The organism is Planctomicrobium mucosum, assembly GCF_051466335.1.
In the GTDB taxonomy this organism is placed as follows: Bacteria; Planctomycetota; Planctomycetia; order Planctomycetales; family Planctomycetaceae; genus Planctomicrobium.
In genome coordinates, this window is sequence record NZ_CP195793.1 from 3297465 (window position 1) to 3315241 (window position 17777).

Genomic DNA, 17777 nt, shown 5'->3' on the forward strand with positions numbered 1-17777 from the left:
TTCTGGTGGCGTTCAGCAAATCCTACTTTAGAAAGAGAATGCGATTTCAACCAGAAACCTGAACAGGAAGCTGTCATCGCCTGGGAAATTCGTTGTTCCGACACGCAATTTCCGGCCTACCCACCGATATCGGGCCCCCTCAGCCAATAAATCAGTTGGTCAATTGCCGCAGGACCGCCAAACTCGCATCCGCTGAAATTCAAAGACACACATTTGGAGCGGTTCAAAGGGAATCGCCCGCTTTCACCGGAGCAATTTCGACCTGATAACTGCCGGAATTGTTGGTAATTCCATTTCCGTGATCATTCACGCGAATCCAGAGTTCCCCGGAGGTCGGTGCGATCCAAGTCAATTCCTGACCAATTTTGAATGTGCTGAAGCTTGAATTCGTATGGAATGCGTCTGCTGTCGCATCGTGATCCGGGAGGAGTCCCCCCATCAACAGCCCGATGGGACTTCCACAAGCGAATTCGATTGAGATGCCATCAGGGCCGCTTTCCCACGCACGCGTTGTTTCATCGAGGACAACCTGACCGGTCGCAGTGAAACGGACGGTCTCTCCCGCCGTCACTCGTAATCCGCTCGAACGCCACGATGATCTCGCCGGAACTTCCAGCTGTTCCGGTGTCGACAGCGTCTTCAATGGCTCAGCCGACGTTTCAAATGCATTCGCCACACCATCCATGCCGTAGCAAAGTCGCTTAATATATTCCGACCACTCGGCAGCAAGCAGAGGTGCGTCCGCCTGAAACTGCGCATTGAAGTACTCGGCAAGAGCCCTTCCCTCCAGATGCTGACCAAGCCCCTGAAATCGCTTCTGGTATCGGGGATGATCTTCCAAAAATTTGCAGAGCGCCCAACTGTACGCATACGGGACTGCGTTGGGTCCATTCCATTCTGACAGCTCGAAATCCCAGAGCTTCGACAATGAGATCGGACGTTGCTGCACAATCTCCCGCTGGATCAGCTCGATACGGCCGAGCCCCGAGAATGGCTCCGGACCATCAGGCATGACCCCAAAATGCACTCCACCATCTGGCTGCAAGTGATGGGTCCCGAAAAATTCCGCCATCCCTTCGAGGTACCACCGTGAAGGATAAGTCTGCAAATTGATTGTCATGAAACAGTGAGTCGCTTCATGGATCATCAGATGTCGACGGTAATAGTCGCTGTTCATCTTGTTCATCCAGAATTCCTGACCGATATGCCGCCCGAAGCGGAACATCGGAGGACCTTCCGGAAGCATCCCGGCAGCCACAAAGCGGGACGGATCATCGATCAGAAATCCGGTGATCTGAAATTCGGTTCCTTCGCGGTCCGGCGGAAGTTCGCCGAAGTATTCAACCCAGCGTTCATACACTTGATCGATGATCGCAGGCAGAGTCGCTGCCTCCTGCGGATCAATATCCGTGTACAGCACGAGTCGCTTCGAAGCGTATTTCCGAATTCCAAATTCCTCGGCCCGGACATCATCCCGAATCGGCCTGGAGTCTGAAGGGCGGTACACTTTCTGAAGCGTCACCGCTTGGTCCGGGGCATCCAGTTCCTCCATCAGCTCGTCGATTTGCTCTTCCGACGGTGGAGTCGGAGCAGGTTCGCGAACAACTGGTTGCTGAGCCGGCAACGAAGAGGGCTCCCGCAACTGAGATGGAGCTGCGGGAGCCGACTGTTCCATTGCCGTCTCTTTTAAATCTTCTTGCGGGCCGCATCCCATGCAAAGCACGAAGAAGAGGACGACACTCATCATCGTGCGTAGAGGTCGATCCGTCGCAAAAAATTTCATGTCAGGCCAGCCGAAGAGATCTGAACAAGTCTCGCATCGTTCCGTGCCGACTCAAGGCAAGCGTCGAGAACGATTTGAGTCTTCAGGGAAATCTCAGGCCAGTATGCATCAAGCCGACCGCTCAGCACAATATCAGCGAAGTTGCGGAAGAGCTTCGACTCCTGAGAATTTGGAGTGTTGTTGCTGAATTCCCGCACTGCCACCCGTCGGCTGTAGTTCTCCATGTCGAACTGGGAACCAGAAATGTTGAAGTCACTTTGTGAGACATTGAAGGCAACTTCGTTTCCGTAGTTGGGAAGCACGAAGTCTGCCACCTGGAGGTTCCCTTTAGTCCCGCTGACATGAACAAACTGCTGATGATTATTCAGAAACGAGCAGTAAAATCCCGCTGAAACTCCCCCTTCGAACAGGAGTTCTGAAGAGACTTCCATCGGAACTGCAGTCGGACTATCAGCACGTCCCCGCTGTGCGAGCATCCGTGAACTCACCTGAGTTGGCATCTGGAAATTCATGGTCCAGAGCGCAAACCTGATCAGATACCAGCCGAGGTCCCCAAGTGACCCCTGCGGCTCGAGTTCGCTGCTCATGCGAATGTTGCTGGTGAGAAAGTCCTCCGGAGCGAGGAAGCTGAACTGGCCGGCAATTCTGCGAATCTCACCGATACTGGTGCCATCGTCGAGTACTTTGCGGAGTTCCTGCATCCTTTGAGAATGCATGTACATGACGCCGTCCATGAACTGGACATTGTTCTTCTGACAGGCGTCAATCATTTTCTTGAGCTGAGCGGCATCAATTGCACACGGCTTTTCGCACATGACGTGCTTCCCCGCGTTCGCAGCTTTGATCACCCATTCCGCGCGGAGCCCCGTCGGCAACGGAATGTAAACTGCGTCAACATCTTTTCTCGCCAGCAGTGCCTCGTAGTCGTTCGCTGTCGGGACGATATCAAAAGGAACCTGTGCCTGCAGTTGGGAGATAAATTGCCCCGCTCGATCAGCACTACGGCTTGCCACGCCGACGACGATCCCGTTGCCGGAATTGCGAATCGCTGCCCAGTTCTTCTGCGCGATGCCTGCTGTTCCGAGAATTCCCCAACGACAAAGCTTGCTCATCTCAATTCAATCCCAAAGGTTTTCCGACTGCACAGCCTTATTTTGACAACGATGTTAAAAAAAGATATCGCTCTCACATCAATTTTCGCCAAGACTTTGTATTTTAGCGGAATTTCAGTCATTTGTGTGCGCCTCACTGCACGCAAGCGATTCAACGTTTGACTTCCAACTTCCTTAATTCGCTTGTTGATAGCACGTGTGATGTTTCGGATAAAAGGATAAAGATTGTCAGAACCGACCATCAAAGTCGTACAACACTCTGCATAAGGATCGCTCGATGGATGATATTTTCTGGAGAACCAAACGTCTCGCTGCAGGAGTCGCCATCTCGGCACTGTTAGGCGTCTTTTGTCCCTGCAGCGACATCCGCGCGCAAGATGCTTCGACAGATCGTGCAGGTGAACTGAAGGAATTAGCAGCGGAGGTCAAATCTCGATTCCCTGCCACCACTCTCTTTCGCAATGGGGAAAACGGATACAACTATTTCCGAATCCCAGCGATCGTCTGTTCAACAAAAGGGACACTTCTCGCTTTCTGCGAAGCTCGACAAGGAGGAGACGCCAGCACCATCGACCTCGTTCTCCGCCGCTCGATGGACAATGGCCAGTCATGGGAAGATTTACAGGTCATCCAGAATCACAAGGATTACGCTGACTTTCTGGGCCCGGAAGTGAAAGAGATTTCGCTGAACAATCCCAGCCCGGTCGTCGACACCATCTCGAGCGAACACGCAGGGCGAATCAACCTCATCTATAACGTCGAAAACCAGTTCATCTTCCACATTTCAAGCGACGATGACGGCCTCACATGGTCTCCACCGAAAAACATCTCTTCTGGCCTGATCAATGAGGGTTGGGGATGGATTGCCTGTGGTCCGGGACACGCCATTCAGCTTCAGTCTGGCCCGAAACGTGGCCGACTCCTCGTTGCCACAGATCACCGCATCGGTGATGGGGGACATGACCGAGGCCCTCTCGGAATCCACACACTCTTCAGCGATGATTTTGGAAACACCTGGCAACTCGGTGCTCTGGATGAAACTTATGACGACGAGTTCAACGCGAATGAAAATCTCGTAGCAGAACTGCGCGATGGCTTGCTGTACTTCACAGTCCGGGATGAGGGGGGAAATTCGCCCGGAAATCGTGGCGAAGCATGGAGCGATGATGCCGGTGAAAGTTACCGGGAACACAAGGAGGGGCGATACCGATACGTCACACCCTCCTCCCCGGTACTCGACACTCCGATCGTTCAGTCTGGCTTGCTGGGAATTCAAGGTGCCGATGAAACTGGAAAAGATGACCTACTGATTTTCTCAGGACCAGATTTGAATGGCCCTTCTGGTGGGGGGCGGGTCGATTTGCGTATCCGTTTCAGCCAGGACAACGCAAAAACTTGGCAGGATGGACCGCTGATCCACGTTGGACCTGCCGCGTATAGCGATCTCACGCCGATTCAGCAGGATGAAACGACGATTGGCATTCTCTTTGAAGCCGGTGTTACAAAGGGGAAACACCATGACGGAATTGACTTCGTCCTCTTCCCACTCGAACGATTGAGTTCCGGCAACGAGCAATAAGACTGCCTGAGATTTCAAGTCGAGAATCAGTTGTCCCCCTGCTCTTCGGATGCTCCATTCAACGAAAAAGGTCGGAAGTCATTACTGGCTTCCGACCTTTTTGTTTTATCACAGACTCGTGCAATGGATCACGTGCCTGTCTGTCAACGAGGAGACCTTAGTACAGGTCGCCGTCGTGGCTATGTCCGCCAGCAGACTTCTTCTTCTCTGGCTTCTCAGCGATGAGTGCATCGCTTGTGAGGAGAAGAGTTGCAACGCTGGAAGAGTTGAGCAGAGCAGTACGAGTCACCTTCACTGGATCGATGACACCGGCCTTGACCATGTCTTCGTAAGTGTCAGTTGCTGCGTTGTACCCTTCGTTACCGCTTCTCTCGGAAACGCGATCGCAAATCACAGCACCATCAACGCCTGCGTTGTTGGCGATCTGTGTCAGCGGTGCACGGCAGGCTCGCTTGATGATGTTGAATCCAACTTCTTCATCGTGAGTGAGCTTACCTGGTTCGACAGCAGTCGAAGCGCGGAGAAGAGCGACCCCACCACCTGGAAGAATACCTTCTTCCACAGCAGCGCGAGTTGCGTGCAGAGCGTCTTCGACGCGTGCCTTCTTCTCTTTCATTTCGGATTCGGTAGCGGCACCGACGTTGACCTGTGCAACACCACCAGACAACTTGGCGATACGCTCTTCGAGCTTCTCACGATCGTAGTCGCTGGTCGCGTTATCAGCTTCACGCTTGATCTGTTCGATTCGGCTCTTGATATCAGCAGTCTTGCCGGCACCTTCGATCAGCGTTGTGTTGTCTTTGTCGATCACAACCTTCTTGACGCGGCCAAGGTCCGACAACTGAAGATTGTCGAGCTTGATGCCGAGGTCTTCAAACACGGCCTGTCCGCCGGTCATGATTGCAATGTCCTGCAACATGGCCTTACGGCGATCGCCGTAACCTGGAGCTTTCACAGCAGCGATCTTGAAAGTACCGCGGAGCTTGTTGATCACGAGAGTCGCGAGGGCCTCCCCTTCGACGTCTTCAGCGATGATCAGCAGTGGCTTGCCGGAGTTCACAACTTTTTCGAGGACAGGAACGAGGTCCTTGATGTTGCTGATCTTCTTCTCGTGAATGAGGACGTATGCGTCTTCGAGAAGAACTTCCATTCCCTGTGCATCGGTCACAAAGTATGGAGACAGGTAACCGCGATCGAACTGCATCCCTTCGACGACTTCGAAGTCTGTCTGCAGCGACTTACCTTCTTCAACAGTGATCACGCCGTCTTTACCAACAGCTTCCATCGCGTCTGCGAGGATCTTGCCGATGGTGTCGTCTCCGTTGGAAGCAACTGTTCCAACTTGAGCGATGGCTTTCTTGTCGCGGCAAGGAATCGCCATTTCCTTGAGTTTTTCGATGATCGCGGTGACAGCTTTGTCCATTCCGCGTTTCATTTCCAACGGGCTGACACCTGCAACGACGGACTTGAGACCTTCGTTGTAGATGGCTTCAGCCATGATGGTCGCTGTCGTGGTTCCATCGCCAGCGATGTCGCTGGTCTTGCTGGCCACTTCGCGGACCATACGTGCGCCCATGTCTTCGAACTTGTCAGAGAGTTCGATTTCACGCGCCACGGAAACACCGTCTTTAGTGACGGTTGGAGAGCCGAAGCTCTTTTCAATGATGACGTTTCGCCCTTTAGGGCCGAGGGTGACGCGAACCGCCTTGGCGAGCTTGCTGACGCCACGACGCATCGCTTCTTGTGCTTCCTGGTCGAAAGCAATCATTTTGGCCATGGAATATCTCCGTAGAGGTGTTTTGGTGGTGCTTCACGCGATGAACGCGAGATTGTCTTCATGGCTCAACGGTGGCAAATTCGATGCACACCGATGACGAAGACGGATGGTTCAGTAGGTGCAGAGAATGTCGCTCTCACGGAGGAGGAGGTATTCCTCATCACCGATCTTGATCTCATCACCGGCGTAAGAAGAGAAGATCACTTTATCCCCTTCTTTGACGGTCAAAGGCAACTTCTTGCCATCACTCTTTGTGTGGCCATCGCCAACAGCAATGACTTCTCCACGCTGTGGCTTATCTTTCGCTGAATCCGGGAGAACAATTCCTCCAGCTGTCGTGGATTCTGCTGCCTGACGCTTGAGAACGACTTTGTCTCCGAGCGGAACGATTCGTGAACCGCTTTTGGCCTTCTTCGCCATGAATAATGACTCCTCACACCGATAGTTTGTCAGTCCCAGCCGTCCGCCTGCCACGCATGCAGGACAGTCACACATGCGGCTCAAGGCGCTTCAGTGCAGCTGCACCCGACCGGAAGTTTGAACATGCTTACTACAAACGCTGTGCCAACACTCTACAGAACTCCTATCCGACCACCACAAATAGAGTTAAGTCAAACACACACCTGAGACAACCGCAGCTTTTGGCGGACATTCCTGAATGCTCTCGTCCTTCAACCGCCAATGTGGCAGGAGGTCTTGCGGGGTCACGAAGTGCAACTTCCGGTCCCGAAGCACAGCATTGAGAGACGCGTCACATCACTCATTGGCGATATGACGCCCTGAGAGATGGGCAGATTTTAAGAGGAGGAATTTTCTCTTCGCCAACTGGCCCCAAGCACAATGGCAGTATGCTGAAGACAAAGATCTCTCGGCACCAAACGACGCCACGGAAAGTTGAACACGCCCTCGCTTACCAAGCGTGTGGGCAAAAATGAGTGCGTACTCCGACCGTATATCGAATCCGATTGAAGCTTACAGAAGGATCCCGCTGACTCGGGTTCAGAGAACGACAAGCTCGGGCTCGTGCTGGCGCACTTCGGATTTTCGAGCAGACATAGGAATTTCATCTTCGAAATCATCGTCCTGCTCAACGAATTCGAAGCTGAAGTCCCCTCGCTGGACCCGGTCGAGCACCGCTCGACCGTCTGATGAGACTCGGTAACTCAAGCCGCTCTGCCCTACCTCAAATTCAAACTTCAGCCAGCCTAAAGCGATCAACTGACCGTGAATTGCCGACAAATCGGAGGATTGAACCCCTTCCACGGCCTCGACCCTGTCAGACCAATGAGTCCCGCCCTCCCCTTCTGGTCGGACGGGAGCATTCTTCGCATCGTCCAAATACGCCTGAAGCACGAGTTGCCAGGCGGGGTTAGTCGAGAGCATTTGTAGATCGAATGAGTCCATGACCGCTGATATCGGGAGTCGAATCACCAGGACTGGAAAATGGAATCTGCAATCGAGACGACCGGCATAATTGGAATCGTACTTTCAATCCAATTCTCACAATCCGTAAATGCAGAACTGGAATGCGTGCGGGATTTGAAAACGTGACTATAATCCCGCCATGCTTAAACATGGCTTTCTCGGCTTCGATGCCTCGTTCATGATGGACTTCGTGGTGATCGCACTCATCGCGATCGTCCCTGTCATTTTATATAGCCTGTTTGTCGTCAAAGTTCAGCGGAACTTTTTGCTTCATCGGAATCTGCAAATTGTTCTGGGGACGATCCTCTTGGTAGCAGTCGCTGCCTTTGAAATGGATACTCAAGTCATTCATGGCGGATGGCTGAACATCGTGAACAAAAATGCCGAAACCCCGAGACTCGCGGGAGAAGAACTGCTTGCGGTCAAGAAAGTGGTTTACATCCACCTGATCTTCGCGATCACGACTCCCTTCCTCTGGATCGCGACCCTCACGCATGCCCTGATGTATTTTCCGCGGATTCCATTTCCCGGTCCAGCGAGCCGACGCCACAAAGCGCTCGGGTGGCTGTCGACAATCGATCTCGTGCTGACATCGGTGACGGGGATCTGGTTTTACTACGTCGCGTTTGTCCAAACCTTAAATTAAAAACGCGCCGTCAGGAATCACTCTTCGGCAGAGGTGCGATCAGCTTGTCTGGACGTTCAAAGTGCTCGACAGGAACGGCCGCCTTCAGCTTCGAGAGCACGTATTGCTTGTGATTCGCCACGTCCTGCTCGGAAATTCCAAGTTGCGATGCCACGTGTTTGTTTGGCATCCCGACAACAAAAATGAGTTCCGCGCATTTCATGCGTTCAAACTCCCCGCGGGTGTACCAGCTTCGAATCAGATCTCGAAGTATCGTTGCGATTTGCTGCTGTTCCTGATCTCGCTGTTCGCGGCTCCTTGCCAAACTGGAAGCCATTCGCATTCGCCCCGCAGGCTCCCCCCCCTGATCGTCAGAAATATCGGAGAACTTGGGACGACGCCCCCGGCGACGCAGCGCATCAGTGATTTTGTGAGCCGCAATCGCAAATAGAAATGACTCGAGTGGAGTCGAATCCTGATAATTCGGCAGCGCGGTCAGGAAGCCGATAAAAGTCTCCTGAACGAGGTCTTCCGCCAAAGTGGCATCAGAAAGTCGACTTTGCACGAATGCCTGCAATCGGCCTTCGTATTCAGCGATGCAATCCCTCCACGCAGCTTCATCCCCTTGCCGAATTCGCCGGACGAGTTCGCGATCAACAATTGTGGAAGGGATCGACATTCAGTTCATTTCGATCTGACAGAAGCAATCACCGGAGATGAATTCAATTGAACATGAATGAGAGATTGGCCCCGCGATTCCGCGATTCCCCTTCAATCTCCCGCCCGACTCAACCTCATCTACACCGGCGAAACGTCTGCTTTGACTCGCTTCGCCTTCTCTGAAACGGAATTCGGGACCATCTCGATCAATTTTTGAATCACTTGATCCGGATTGATGTTATCGCTGTCGGCCTGGAACGTCGTCAAAATGCGGTGACGCAGCACAGGGGCAGCGACGGACTTCACATCGTCAATTGTGACATGAAACCGCCCTTCGAGGATCGCGCGAGCCTTCGCACCCAGAATGAGATACTGCCCCGCGCGTGGACCCGCTCCCCAGGAAAGGTATTTCTTGACAAAGGAGGTCGCATCCTCTTCGTTTGGACGAGTCGCTCGAACAAGATCGCGTGCGTAGACGAAAACGTGATCCGCAACCGGAACCCGCCGAACGACTTCCTGCAGTGCGATGATCTGGGCTCCAGTCAGCACAGGTTTCAAATCCGGTTCCGAGTTCCCAGTTGTCTGCTTGAGAATTCGTAATTCTTCATCTGCTGTTGGATAACGAACAACAGTGTTGAACATGAAGCGGTCTAGCTGCGCTTCGGGAAGTGGATAGGTTCCTTCCTGCTCAATCGGGTTTTGAGTTGCGAGTACGAAGAATGGGCTCGGAAGCCGGTACGTATTCGAACCCACGGTCACGTGACGTTCCTGCATCGCTTCCAGCAACGCAGCCTGTGTTTTCGGCGGCGTTCGGTTGATCTCATCGGACAGCAGCACATGTGTGAACAACGGCCCCTGCATGAACTGAAACGCTTTCCGACCTGTTTCTGGATCGTCCTGCAGAACATCTGTTCCAGTGATATCCGATGGCATCAAGTCGGGAGTGAACTGGATTCGCCGAAATGAGAGCTGCAGAATTCGAGCGACGGTGCTGACCAGCAGCGTTTTCGCGAGTCCCGGGACTCCCACCAAAAGACAGTGCCCGCGGCTGAAGAGCGCAATCAGAAGCTGATCAACGACTTCATCCTGACCAATGACTACTTTGCCAATCTCTTCTTTCAGCCGGGCGTAGGCATTCCCTAACCCTTTAATGGCTTGGGCTTCGAGTTCTGTCAGGTCTTTAGTTGACGGGTCACTCACGTTGATACCATCCAATTGCAATTCGAAAGAGACCGGGTTCACAGCATCTGCTTCACTATAAATCAAAATCGCTCTGATTGCACAGCACGGCCAATTGATCACCCCAAGGACCGACGACGCTCTGAATGTCAAATGTCCATAGATGCGAAATCACATACAACAACTCGTATTTTTTGAATCAGTCGACAATCTCCAAACTCAGCAAAAAAACTTCGCATTCCAGCGAATCCTCGTGCATGATGAATGGAGCCTGTAGCGCAACAGAAGGTGAAACGGAATTCACCGCAGATCTCTTCTTTCTGACGATCCGCTTCATCCACTTGTCAGCCCCCTGATAGAAAGCAGCTGTATTGACCGTGTGATCGATGAAACGGGTGACGCTTCAATTGGAACGGAGTCAACCGAATGTTTCGTATTGCTTTGGGCTTGGGCAGCCTTCTCATTGAATTTATTAGTCTCTGCACTCACGGAGCGATGATGGCCTCAATGCTGGGGGTCAGTATTGTAATCGGTGCGATCCACTTCTTGTTCGACTCTCGCCTGCTCGACTGGATCACAAACAAAGTCACCGGATTCGATCTTCCAGAGACACTCCAATCCGATAACAGACTTGCTCCGGAGAAGGAACGCTCGCTGCGGGATTATTGATTTCTCACCAGAAACGGGGTCAGCACTCTACCGCAGGTCCTTCCCACTCCCTGCCGATCAACCGTTCTGACACACGGGAGATTTTTGATCTCTTGATATCTGATACAGTCCCTGAAGATCATCGCGAACCTCTCCTTTCATCGAGCTTCGCAATGGATCTTCAATGGAACTGTTTTCGTCTCTTCCGGGAGTGGGCAATGTCGCCAATCAGTCGCCGTCGTTTTCTTCAAGCGAGTGCCAGCCTCAGCACAGCATCACTCATCCCCTATTCAATTGGGTTCGCAGCGACCACTCCAGAATCAGACTCACGTCAAGAGGACGAGATGTCTGGATGTCCCGTCTCCGGGATCATCGATACGCACACGCATTTTTTTGATCCGACTCGACCAGAAGGAGTTCCCTTTCCGCATCCCAATGACAAAATCCTCTATCACCGCACTATTCCCGAGGACTTTATCAAAATCACCCAGCCCTACGGGGTGACCGGAACGGTCGTCGTTGAAGCCAGTCCGTGGATCGAAGACAACCAATGGCTCCTCGATCTGGCTGAAGAGAACCCTGTGATTCTCGGAATCGTCGGAAGTCTGGACCCGACTCATGAAGACTTCCTGAAGCATGTCGCCCGCTTCCAGAAAAACCGGTACTTCAAAGGAATCCGCTTTCATTTTCCTGAGGACTCAGTCAAGAATTACCCCATGCTGATTGAGAACGTGCGAGAGTACGCCGCGACTGGATTACTGGTGGAATTCAACGGTGGAGTTTCCCGCTTCGCAAACATTCTCGAACTGAAAGAGATTGTTCCTGAACTCAAGGTTGTCATCGATCACCTACCGATCAACCAGAACGAATCTGGCGACCACTTAAGAGCAGAGGCACAACTGAAAGTCCTCGCCGAGTACTCGAACGTCTTTGGAAAAGTCTCGTTCGTCCTTCAAAAACGCCAGGCGGATGATGAAATCAGACTTGCCGACCACATTGAACGCCTCGACTTTGTGTTTGAAACGTTCGGAAGAAAGCGTGTGATGTATGGCAGCAACTGGCCGGTCAGCAATGTGTTCGTCACTTACGGGGCAGTGATCAACACGATCAAACAATATCTGTCGATGCGTCCCGCTGAGGAATCCGAATTGTTCTTTTCTGGAAACGCCCAACAGATTTACGGCCTTTTACCCCGTAATTGAGTGCTGCGCAGCGATTGAAATCACTGAAGATGAAAGATGGAACCGGGTGGATCTACTTCGAGTTTTCCCAATGGTCGGGCCCAAAACAAATATTCTCACCAGTTTCTGTCAAGTTTTTCCGGTAATGAGTTGAAAAGAGACTTTCCTTTCAGGCCTTCAACCGATATCTTTCTCGGCTCCACAAATTTAACTGTGAGCGGCGTTACACAGCCGATTTTTTGAAATTCCCAGAGGTTGTCATGGCCAAAACTCAACGCAAACTGAAAAAAGCCAATCATGGCGCACGCCCAGCGAGCTCAAAGGCTCGTCGTATCAAACGCGCTGGAATCAAGACATAATGTGATTCCCTGCTCGCAGATGCTTGGCGCCATTGATCGCCCCAGCTCTCTGCGACACGCAGAACTTGCATTCTGAAGACTCAAGGACGCTCTCAAGGCGTCCTTTTTTTACTGAGCAGGGTTTAGCCCTGAAACAGGCCGCAGCGTCTCGCTGCTCCAGCCCTGCATCCAGTCGGTTTGAGGCACCCACACCGCTCGGCATCGCGTGCGCCCATGTCACATTCCACCGTGATCGACGATCTCAAACGCTGGGGCCCCGAATCAGTCGCGGAACCGCTCTCTCCTGCAGACTCTGAACGCTACTGCCGAAAACTGGCGACTTCACATTACGAGAACTTCCCTGTCGCCAGTCTGTTTCTTCCTCGTAAGCTGCACCAGCACTTCTATAACGTTTACGCCTATTGCCGCTGGGCAGATGATCTTGGAGACGAGACGGGTGACCCTTCGTATTCCCTCAAACTCCTTCACTGGTGGAACGAGCAGCTCGAGGATTGCTACAACGGAAAGGCCACTCATCCTGTCTTTGTGGCACTCAGGCCGACCATCGAGAAGTTCTCAATCCCGATCACTCCGTTTGCAGATCTGATCTCAGCTTTCGTTCAGGACCAGGTCGTCCGTGAGTACGACACGCAGGGGCAGCTTCTGGATTACTGCCGTCGAAGTGCCAACCCTGTTGGCCGGATCATTTTAAAGCTGGGGGACGTTTCCAACGAGCTGACAGACAGCCTGTCTGATTCGATCTGCACCGGATTGCAACTCGCGAACTTCTGGCAAGATGTCTCCCGCGACTTCCAAATCGGGAGAGTTTATCTCCCGTCTGACGTGAGGTCAGCGTTTAATTACAGCGACGAAGACCTCCACGAGCGTCGTACGACTCCGGAATTCATCGAGTTAATGAAGCATCAAGTCCATGAAGCAGAAACCTTGCTTGCGGACGGGCGAAAGTTGCTTTCGCATCTACCGGGGAGACTCAAGCTCGATATCGACCTCATCTCTCGCGGTGGCTTATTGATGCTCAATGCCATTCGCGAGATTGACTACCGAGTTTGGGAGACGCGTCCAGTGGTCACGAAATCTCAACTGGCGTTCGCGGGGATCAAGACGCTGCTGCGAATTCCGTAGAAATCCACCGGGATTTTCTGTCTCATCCTGGAACAGCACGCAGTCAGCTCCATACCAGCTCATTTCCCCCTGCTCATCAATTGGTCGGTCCCAATTTGAGCATACGCGTGAGGCACGATCTCTAAAGACTCTGCGATAAATCTCCGCACACCTCCCGCACTCATCAACAGCGGCCCCTACTCCCAAAAACTGGACTTCACCGTGGGTGCAGTTGGACAATCACCCAGCCACTTTCCAGGTGATTCTGACCATTGTGGTAGTGACTTCGTACGAGTTCCTCATTGGGTCCGACAACCGGCGTCTCCACGAACGATCACACGATCGATCCGGAAAAATCAAACCACTAGATGTAGTGCCCTAATTTGAATGGCAATTTGGGAAGTTCGAGCTGACCTTAATCCACTCAGAGTCAGAAAATGGCGGTGGTCAAGGGAAAATGAGCGGACTTTTCCGAGAACGCATTCAAAAAAAACACTTTGCCGTCACGTCCCGATTCGACACAACACAATGAGTCCACGACACTTACAATTCGCACAAACAACCTCCTGCCTCGTATCTCAGCAAAATACATCTGATTGGTTTAACCGTTATGAAGCATCCTGCAAAATTCATGAAAGTCGTAAAGCCAAATGGAGCCATTGTGTTTGGATGATTTCGCGTCTCAAATCGAAAACGCATGCAAGGAAGCCGATTGACAATGTCTCGTCGTCGTTTATAGTCGCTGAATCAAGTCGTCACCACATCTAGCGACAACACCAGACGCAAACACAACCAATTGTGCAAACACATCGAATTCAGCTGCGAATTCGATCTTTCTATCAATACGAATTTTCGTTTTGAACTTCTGATTCAATCGTCCATGAAATTCCCCTTTCGTGGATGCTGCTGCGCGCTGTGTATTGGACGTTGAGAGGTGCCACGTCGAGCTTGATTGGAGGAACGCTGTCGCCGATGTCAGCATGAGTTTGTGGGAACTCTTCCTCGACAGTGTTTGAAAGAATGGATGAATAAAGTCATCAGGAGCCGTGCACGATGCACACTTCAAAGGGAATTGCATTGAATCAGATTTCTTCCGGGTCCGTAGCCGCCTCCCCATTGCACGTTGACCCATACTTCTGCCCGGTTGGAATTGATCCATTCGACACCGTGGAGTGGGAGCCACGCACAGCTCAGATTAAAGACGAAGTGGGCAAAGTCCTCTTCGAACAGACTGACTGCCAGATTCCCAAGAACTGGTCACCACTCGCGACGAACGTGGTCGTGTCCAAATACTTCTATGGCGAGCCAAACACTGCCGAACGCGAAACGAGTGTTCAGCAGGTGATTTATCGCGTCGCCCGCACAATCGCCGACTGGGGAACAGAAGACGGCTACTTCGAAACACCTGAAGATGGCGAAAACTTCTACCGTGAACTGGCCTGGCTGTGCCTGCACCAGCACGGAGCATTCAACTCGCCGGTTTGGTTCAACGTTGGATTGCACACTCAGTACGGAATCAAAGGGTCTCAAGGGAACTACCACTACAATCCCAAGACCAAAAAGATTGAACGTCCTGCGACGCCTTACGAATACCCGCAAGCGAGTGCCTGCTTCATTCAATCCGTCGACGACACGATGGAAGGAATCATGGAGCTTGCAACATCAGAAGCAATGCTCTTCAAGTTCGGCTCGGGAACAGGAACCGACCTGTCGACGATTCGTAGCTCTCGCGAAAAGCTCTCTGGTGGGGGAACTCCATCAGGTCCGCTCTCGTTCATGCGGGTTTACGACCAGATCGCTGCTGTCGTGAAGTCGGGTGGAAAGACCCGCCGTGCTGCCAAGATGCAGTCCCTGAAAGACTGGCATCCGGACATCATGGACTTCATTCAGTGCAAAACCAAAGAAGAGAAGAAAGCTCATACTCTCATCGCAAGCGGTGAGTATGACTCCAACTTCAATGGCGAAGCGTACTCCTCGATCATGTTCCAGAATGCGAACCTCTCGGTCCGCCTTTCGGACGAGTTCATGCGCGCTCTGGAAGCAGATGCAGATTGGACCACTCGCTGGGTCACCGATCCCAGCAAGTCGGGACCAACCTACAAGGCCCGTGAAATCATCCGCGAGATGGCCAAGGGAACATGGCAGTGCGGCGATCCAGGCGTCCAGTACGACACCACGATTAACAACTGGCACACCTGCAAGAACAGCGGTCCGATTAACGCGAGTAATCCGTGTTCGGAATACATGTTCCTCGACGACACAGCCTGTAATCTGTCGAGCATCAACTTGAAGAAGATGCTGCGAGAAGACGGAACACTCGATATCGAGCGGTATCGCCGCGCTTGTGCGATCTTCCTGACAGCTCAGGAAATTCTGGTCGACCACGCCAGCTACCCAACACCCAAAATTGCCGAGAATTCCCACAAGTACCGCCCATTGGGATTGGGATTTGCGAACCTCGGCAGCTTGCTCATGACAATGGGAATTCCTTACGACAGCGATGCTGGCCGTGGAATCGCAGGGGCATTGACAGCACTCCTGAACGGTCAGGGCTACCTGACGAGCAGCCAGATTGCTGCGAACATGGGTCCATTTGCCGGTTATCGTGCGAATGAGCAATCCATGCTCGAAGTGATGCAGATGCACCGCGATGCAGTCGAGAAGATCAGCATGGCCTGCCCTGCTTACCTTCGCGACGCTGCCCGACAGGTCTGGAACGAATGTCTGCAATCTGGACGTCGCTATGGATATCGGAATGCTCAGGCAACCGTGCTGGCTCCAACCGGAACCATCGCATTCATGATGGACTGCGATACCACCGGAATTGAGCCGGACATTGCACTGATCAAGTACAAGCAACTCGCTGGCGGCGGGATGCTGAAGATCATCAACCGAACTGTTCCTCACTCCCTCAAAACCTTGGGTTATGACGAGCAGCAGATCAAGGCGATTCTCGAGCACCTTGAGACTCGCGAGACAATCGAAGGGGCTCCCGGACTCAAGGACGAGCATCTGGCAGTGTTCGACTGTGCATTCAAAGCTGCGAATGGCAGCCGCACAATTCACTGGAAAGCTCACGTCAGCATGATGGCAGCGGCCCAGCCGTTCCTCTCGGGTGCGATTTCCAAGACAGTCAACATGCCTTCCGATTCGACCATCGAAGACATTGAAGAAGCTTACATCGAAGGTTGGCGACTCGGCCTGAAGGCCCTCGCGATTTACCGCGACGGTTCCAAGCAAAGCCAGCCTCTTGCGACCAAGAAGGAAGGGGATCGCAAGTCGGGTTCAGCTGCTGTTGCCGAAGTGACAACTCTTGTCCGTCGTCGTCTGCCAGATACCCGGCACTCGCTCACCCACAAGTTCTCAGTCGGTGGTCACGAAGGATACCTGACAGTCGGGCTCTTCGAAGACGGCCACCCAGGGGAACTCTTCATCACGATGGCGAAAGAAGGATCGACGATCGGTGGACTGATGGACGTCATCGGTACCGAAACGTCTCTCGCCCTGCAATACGGCGTTCCTTTGGACGCGATGGTGAAGAAATTCAGCCACGCTCGCTTTGAGCCGAGTGGATGGACAACCAACCCGGATATCCCGGTCGCCAAGAGTCTTGTCGACTACATCTTCCGATGGTTGGGGATCACTTTCATCGATGGTTACCGCGAAGCGAATACGCCAAAGCGAGACGATTCAGAATCGAGTGACTCAGAGAGCTCCTCAAATTTTAGCAATCCCTCTTCGCAAGAAGCGAAGAGGGTGACCAGTGCCAAGGACAATCGGCCTGAGGTCGTTAATCGTCTTTACACTGACTCATCAAAAAAGTCTGACACTGCACACGAAGATGGCCATCGCAATGGCAACGGGAATGGGCACAGCAACGGTCACGGCAATGGCCACAAGCCAGCCGCCAAACCGACATCGGGTCACGATGAGCTGCTCTCCCTGAACACACGAAGTGAGCAGTTCGCCCACTTCCAGAGCGATGCCCCCGCCTGTGATGGCTGCGGTGCAATTACCGTGAGAAACGGCAACTGCTACCTATGCCATAACTGCGGACAAAGTATGGGCTGCAGCTAGAGCGGACATTTCTCCCCCCCCCACATGGTTGAGAATGAAAAACCAAGAACGCCGAGCTTCTCAAGGGAGGCTCGGCGTTTTCGTTTTGTATGCTCACGACACTGCTGGTTGCGAAGCTGGCTGCGCATCCTTGAAACTGTGCGTCCGGATGGGTGATAGATCCCATTACAGCGGGCAGAGAATGCAATCAGGCCCGTCACCGTTCTTCATGATGACGAGCCTGACTGAAATTTTGAGTATGACCACTCAGTTGCAACGGAGCAGAAACTCC

At 52.6% G+C, this 17777-nt stretch carries 14 protein-coding genes; 7 read left to right on the top strand and 7 right to left on the bottom strand.

Annotated elements, in window-relative coordinates:
• Window positions 1-223 precede the first annotated feature (223 nt).
• Together SH668x_RS13170 and SH668x_RS13175 are read right to left on the bottom strand one after the other, a co-directional pair.
• The gene (locus SH668x_RS13170; RefSeq protein WP_437185524.1) at window positions 224-1675 is read right to left on the bottom strand and encodes a hypothetical protein; all 1452 of its coding nucleotides are present in this window, start codon (window positions 1673-1675) and stop codon (window positions 224-226) included.
• Window positions 1676-1779: 104 nt separating this feature from the next.
• Complete coding sequence (locus tag SH668x_RS13175) at window positions 1780-2895, bottom strand: Gfo/Idh/MocA family protein (RefSeq protein ID WP_437185525.1); 1116 nt, start codon at window positions 2893-2895, stop codon at window positions 1780-1782.
• 277 nt (window positions 2896-3172) lie between these two features.
• Between SH668x_RS13175 and SH668x_RS13180 the strand changes: the two genes are divergently transcribed.
• A complete protein-coding gene (locus SH668x_RS13180) occupies window positions 3173-4474 on the top strand; it encodes a sialidase family protein (RefSeq protein ID WP_437185526.1) in 1302 nt (433 codons plus the stop codon).
• Between the two features lie 157 nt (window positions 4475-4631).
• On the opposite strand, the gene groL is transcribed toward SH668x_RS13180, so the two are convergent.
• The 3 genes from groL to SH668x_RS13195 all read right to left on the bottom strand — a co-directional run bounded on the left by groL (window position 4632) and on the right by SH668x_RS13195 (window position 7634).
• The gene (gene groL, locus SH668x_RS13185) at window positions 4632-6251 is read right to left on the bottom strand and encodes a chaperonin GroEL (protein ID WP_437185527.1); all 1620 of its coding nucleotides are present in this window, start codon (window positions 6249-6251) and stop codon (window positions 4632-4634) included.
• A gap of 111 nt (window positions 6252-6362) precedes the next feature.
• Complete coding sequence (gene groES, locus SH668x_RS13190; RefSeq protein WP_437185528.1) at window positions 6363-6671, bottom strand: co-chaperone GroES; 309 nt, start codon at window positions 6669-6671, stop codon at window positions 6363-6365.
• A gap of 579 nt (window positions 6672-7250) precedes the next feature.
• Window positions 7251-7634: a hypothetical protein gene (locus SH668x_RS13195; protein WP_437185529.1), complete on the bottom strand. Its 384-nt coding sequence runs from the start codon at window positions 7632-7634 to the stop codon at window positions 7251-7253.
• A gap of 181 nt (window positions 7635-7815) precedes the next feature.
• Here SH668x_RS13195 and SH668x_RS13200 point away from each other — a divergent pair, with 181 nt between their 5' ends.
• Complete coding sequence (locus tag SH668x_RS13200) at window positions 7816-8322, top strand: DUF420 domain-containing protein (protein WP_437185530.1); 507 nt, start codon at window positions 7816-7818, stop codon at window positions 8320-8322.
• A 10-nt stretch (window positions 8323-8332) separates the two neighbouring features.
• Here the strand turns inward: SH668x_RS13200 and SH668x_RS13205 are convergent, their stop codons facing one another.
• Both SH668x_RS13205 and SH668x_RS13210 read right to left on the bottom strand, forming a co-directional pair.
• Complete coding sequence (locus SH668x_RS13205) at window positions 8333-8980, bottom strand: RNA polymerase sigma factor (protein ID WP_437185531.1); 648 nt, start codon at window positions 8978-8980, stop codon at window positions 8333-8335.
• Between the two features lie 119 nt (window positions 8981-9099).
• Window positions 9100-10161, bottom strand: a complete 1062-nt coding sequence (locus tag SH668x_RS13210) for an AAA family ATPase (protein ID WP_437185532.1) — start codon at window positions 10159-10161, stop codon at window positions 9100-9102.
• Window positions 10162-10566: 405 nt separating this feature from the next.
• On the opposite strand from SH668x_RS13210, the gene SH668x_RS13215 reads away from it, so the two are divergent.
• The 5 genes from SH668x_RS13215 to SH668x_RS13235 all read left to right on the top strand — a co-directional run bounded on the left by SH668x_RS13215 (window position 10567) and on the right by SH668x_RS13235 (window position 17506).
• Window positions 10567-10809 (top strand): hypothetical protein, encoded by a 243-nt coding sequence (locus SH668x_RS13215; RefSeq protein ID WP_437185533.1) that lies wholly within the window; start codon window positions 10567-10569, stop codon window positions 10807-10809.
• A gap of 197 nt (window positions 10810-11006) precedes the next feature.
• Window positions 11007-11990: an amidohydrolase family protein gene (locus SH668x_RS13220; RefSeq protein WP_437185534.1), complete on the top strand. Its 984-nt coding sequence runs from the start codon at window positions 11007-11009 to the stop codon at window positions 11988-11990.
• Between the two features lie 239 nt (window positions 11991-12229).
• Entirely contained in the window at window positions 12230-12328 is a 99-nt protein-coding gene (locus SH668x_RS13225; protein WP_437185535.1) for a 50S ribosomal protein bL37, read from the top strand.
• 213 nt (window positions 12329-12541) lie between these two features.
• On the top strand, window positions 12542-13450 hold the full coding sequence (gene hpnC, locus SH668x_RS13230; RefSeq protein ID WP_437185536.1) for a squalene synthase HpnC: 909 nt from the start codon (window positions 12542-12544) through the stop codon (window positions 13448-13450).
• A gap of 1032 nt (window positions 13451-14482) precedes the next feature.
• A complete protein-coding gene (locus SH668x_RS13235) occupies window positions 14483-17506 on the top strand; it encodes a vitamin B12-dependent ribonucleotide reductase (RefSeq protein WP_437185537.1) in 3024 nt (1007 codons plus the stop codon).
• The last annotated feature ends 271 nt before the right edge of the window (window positions 17507-17777 follow it).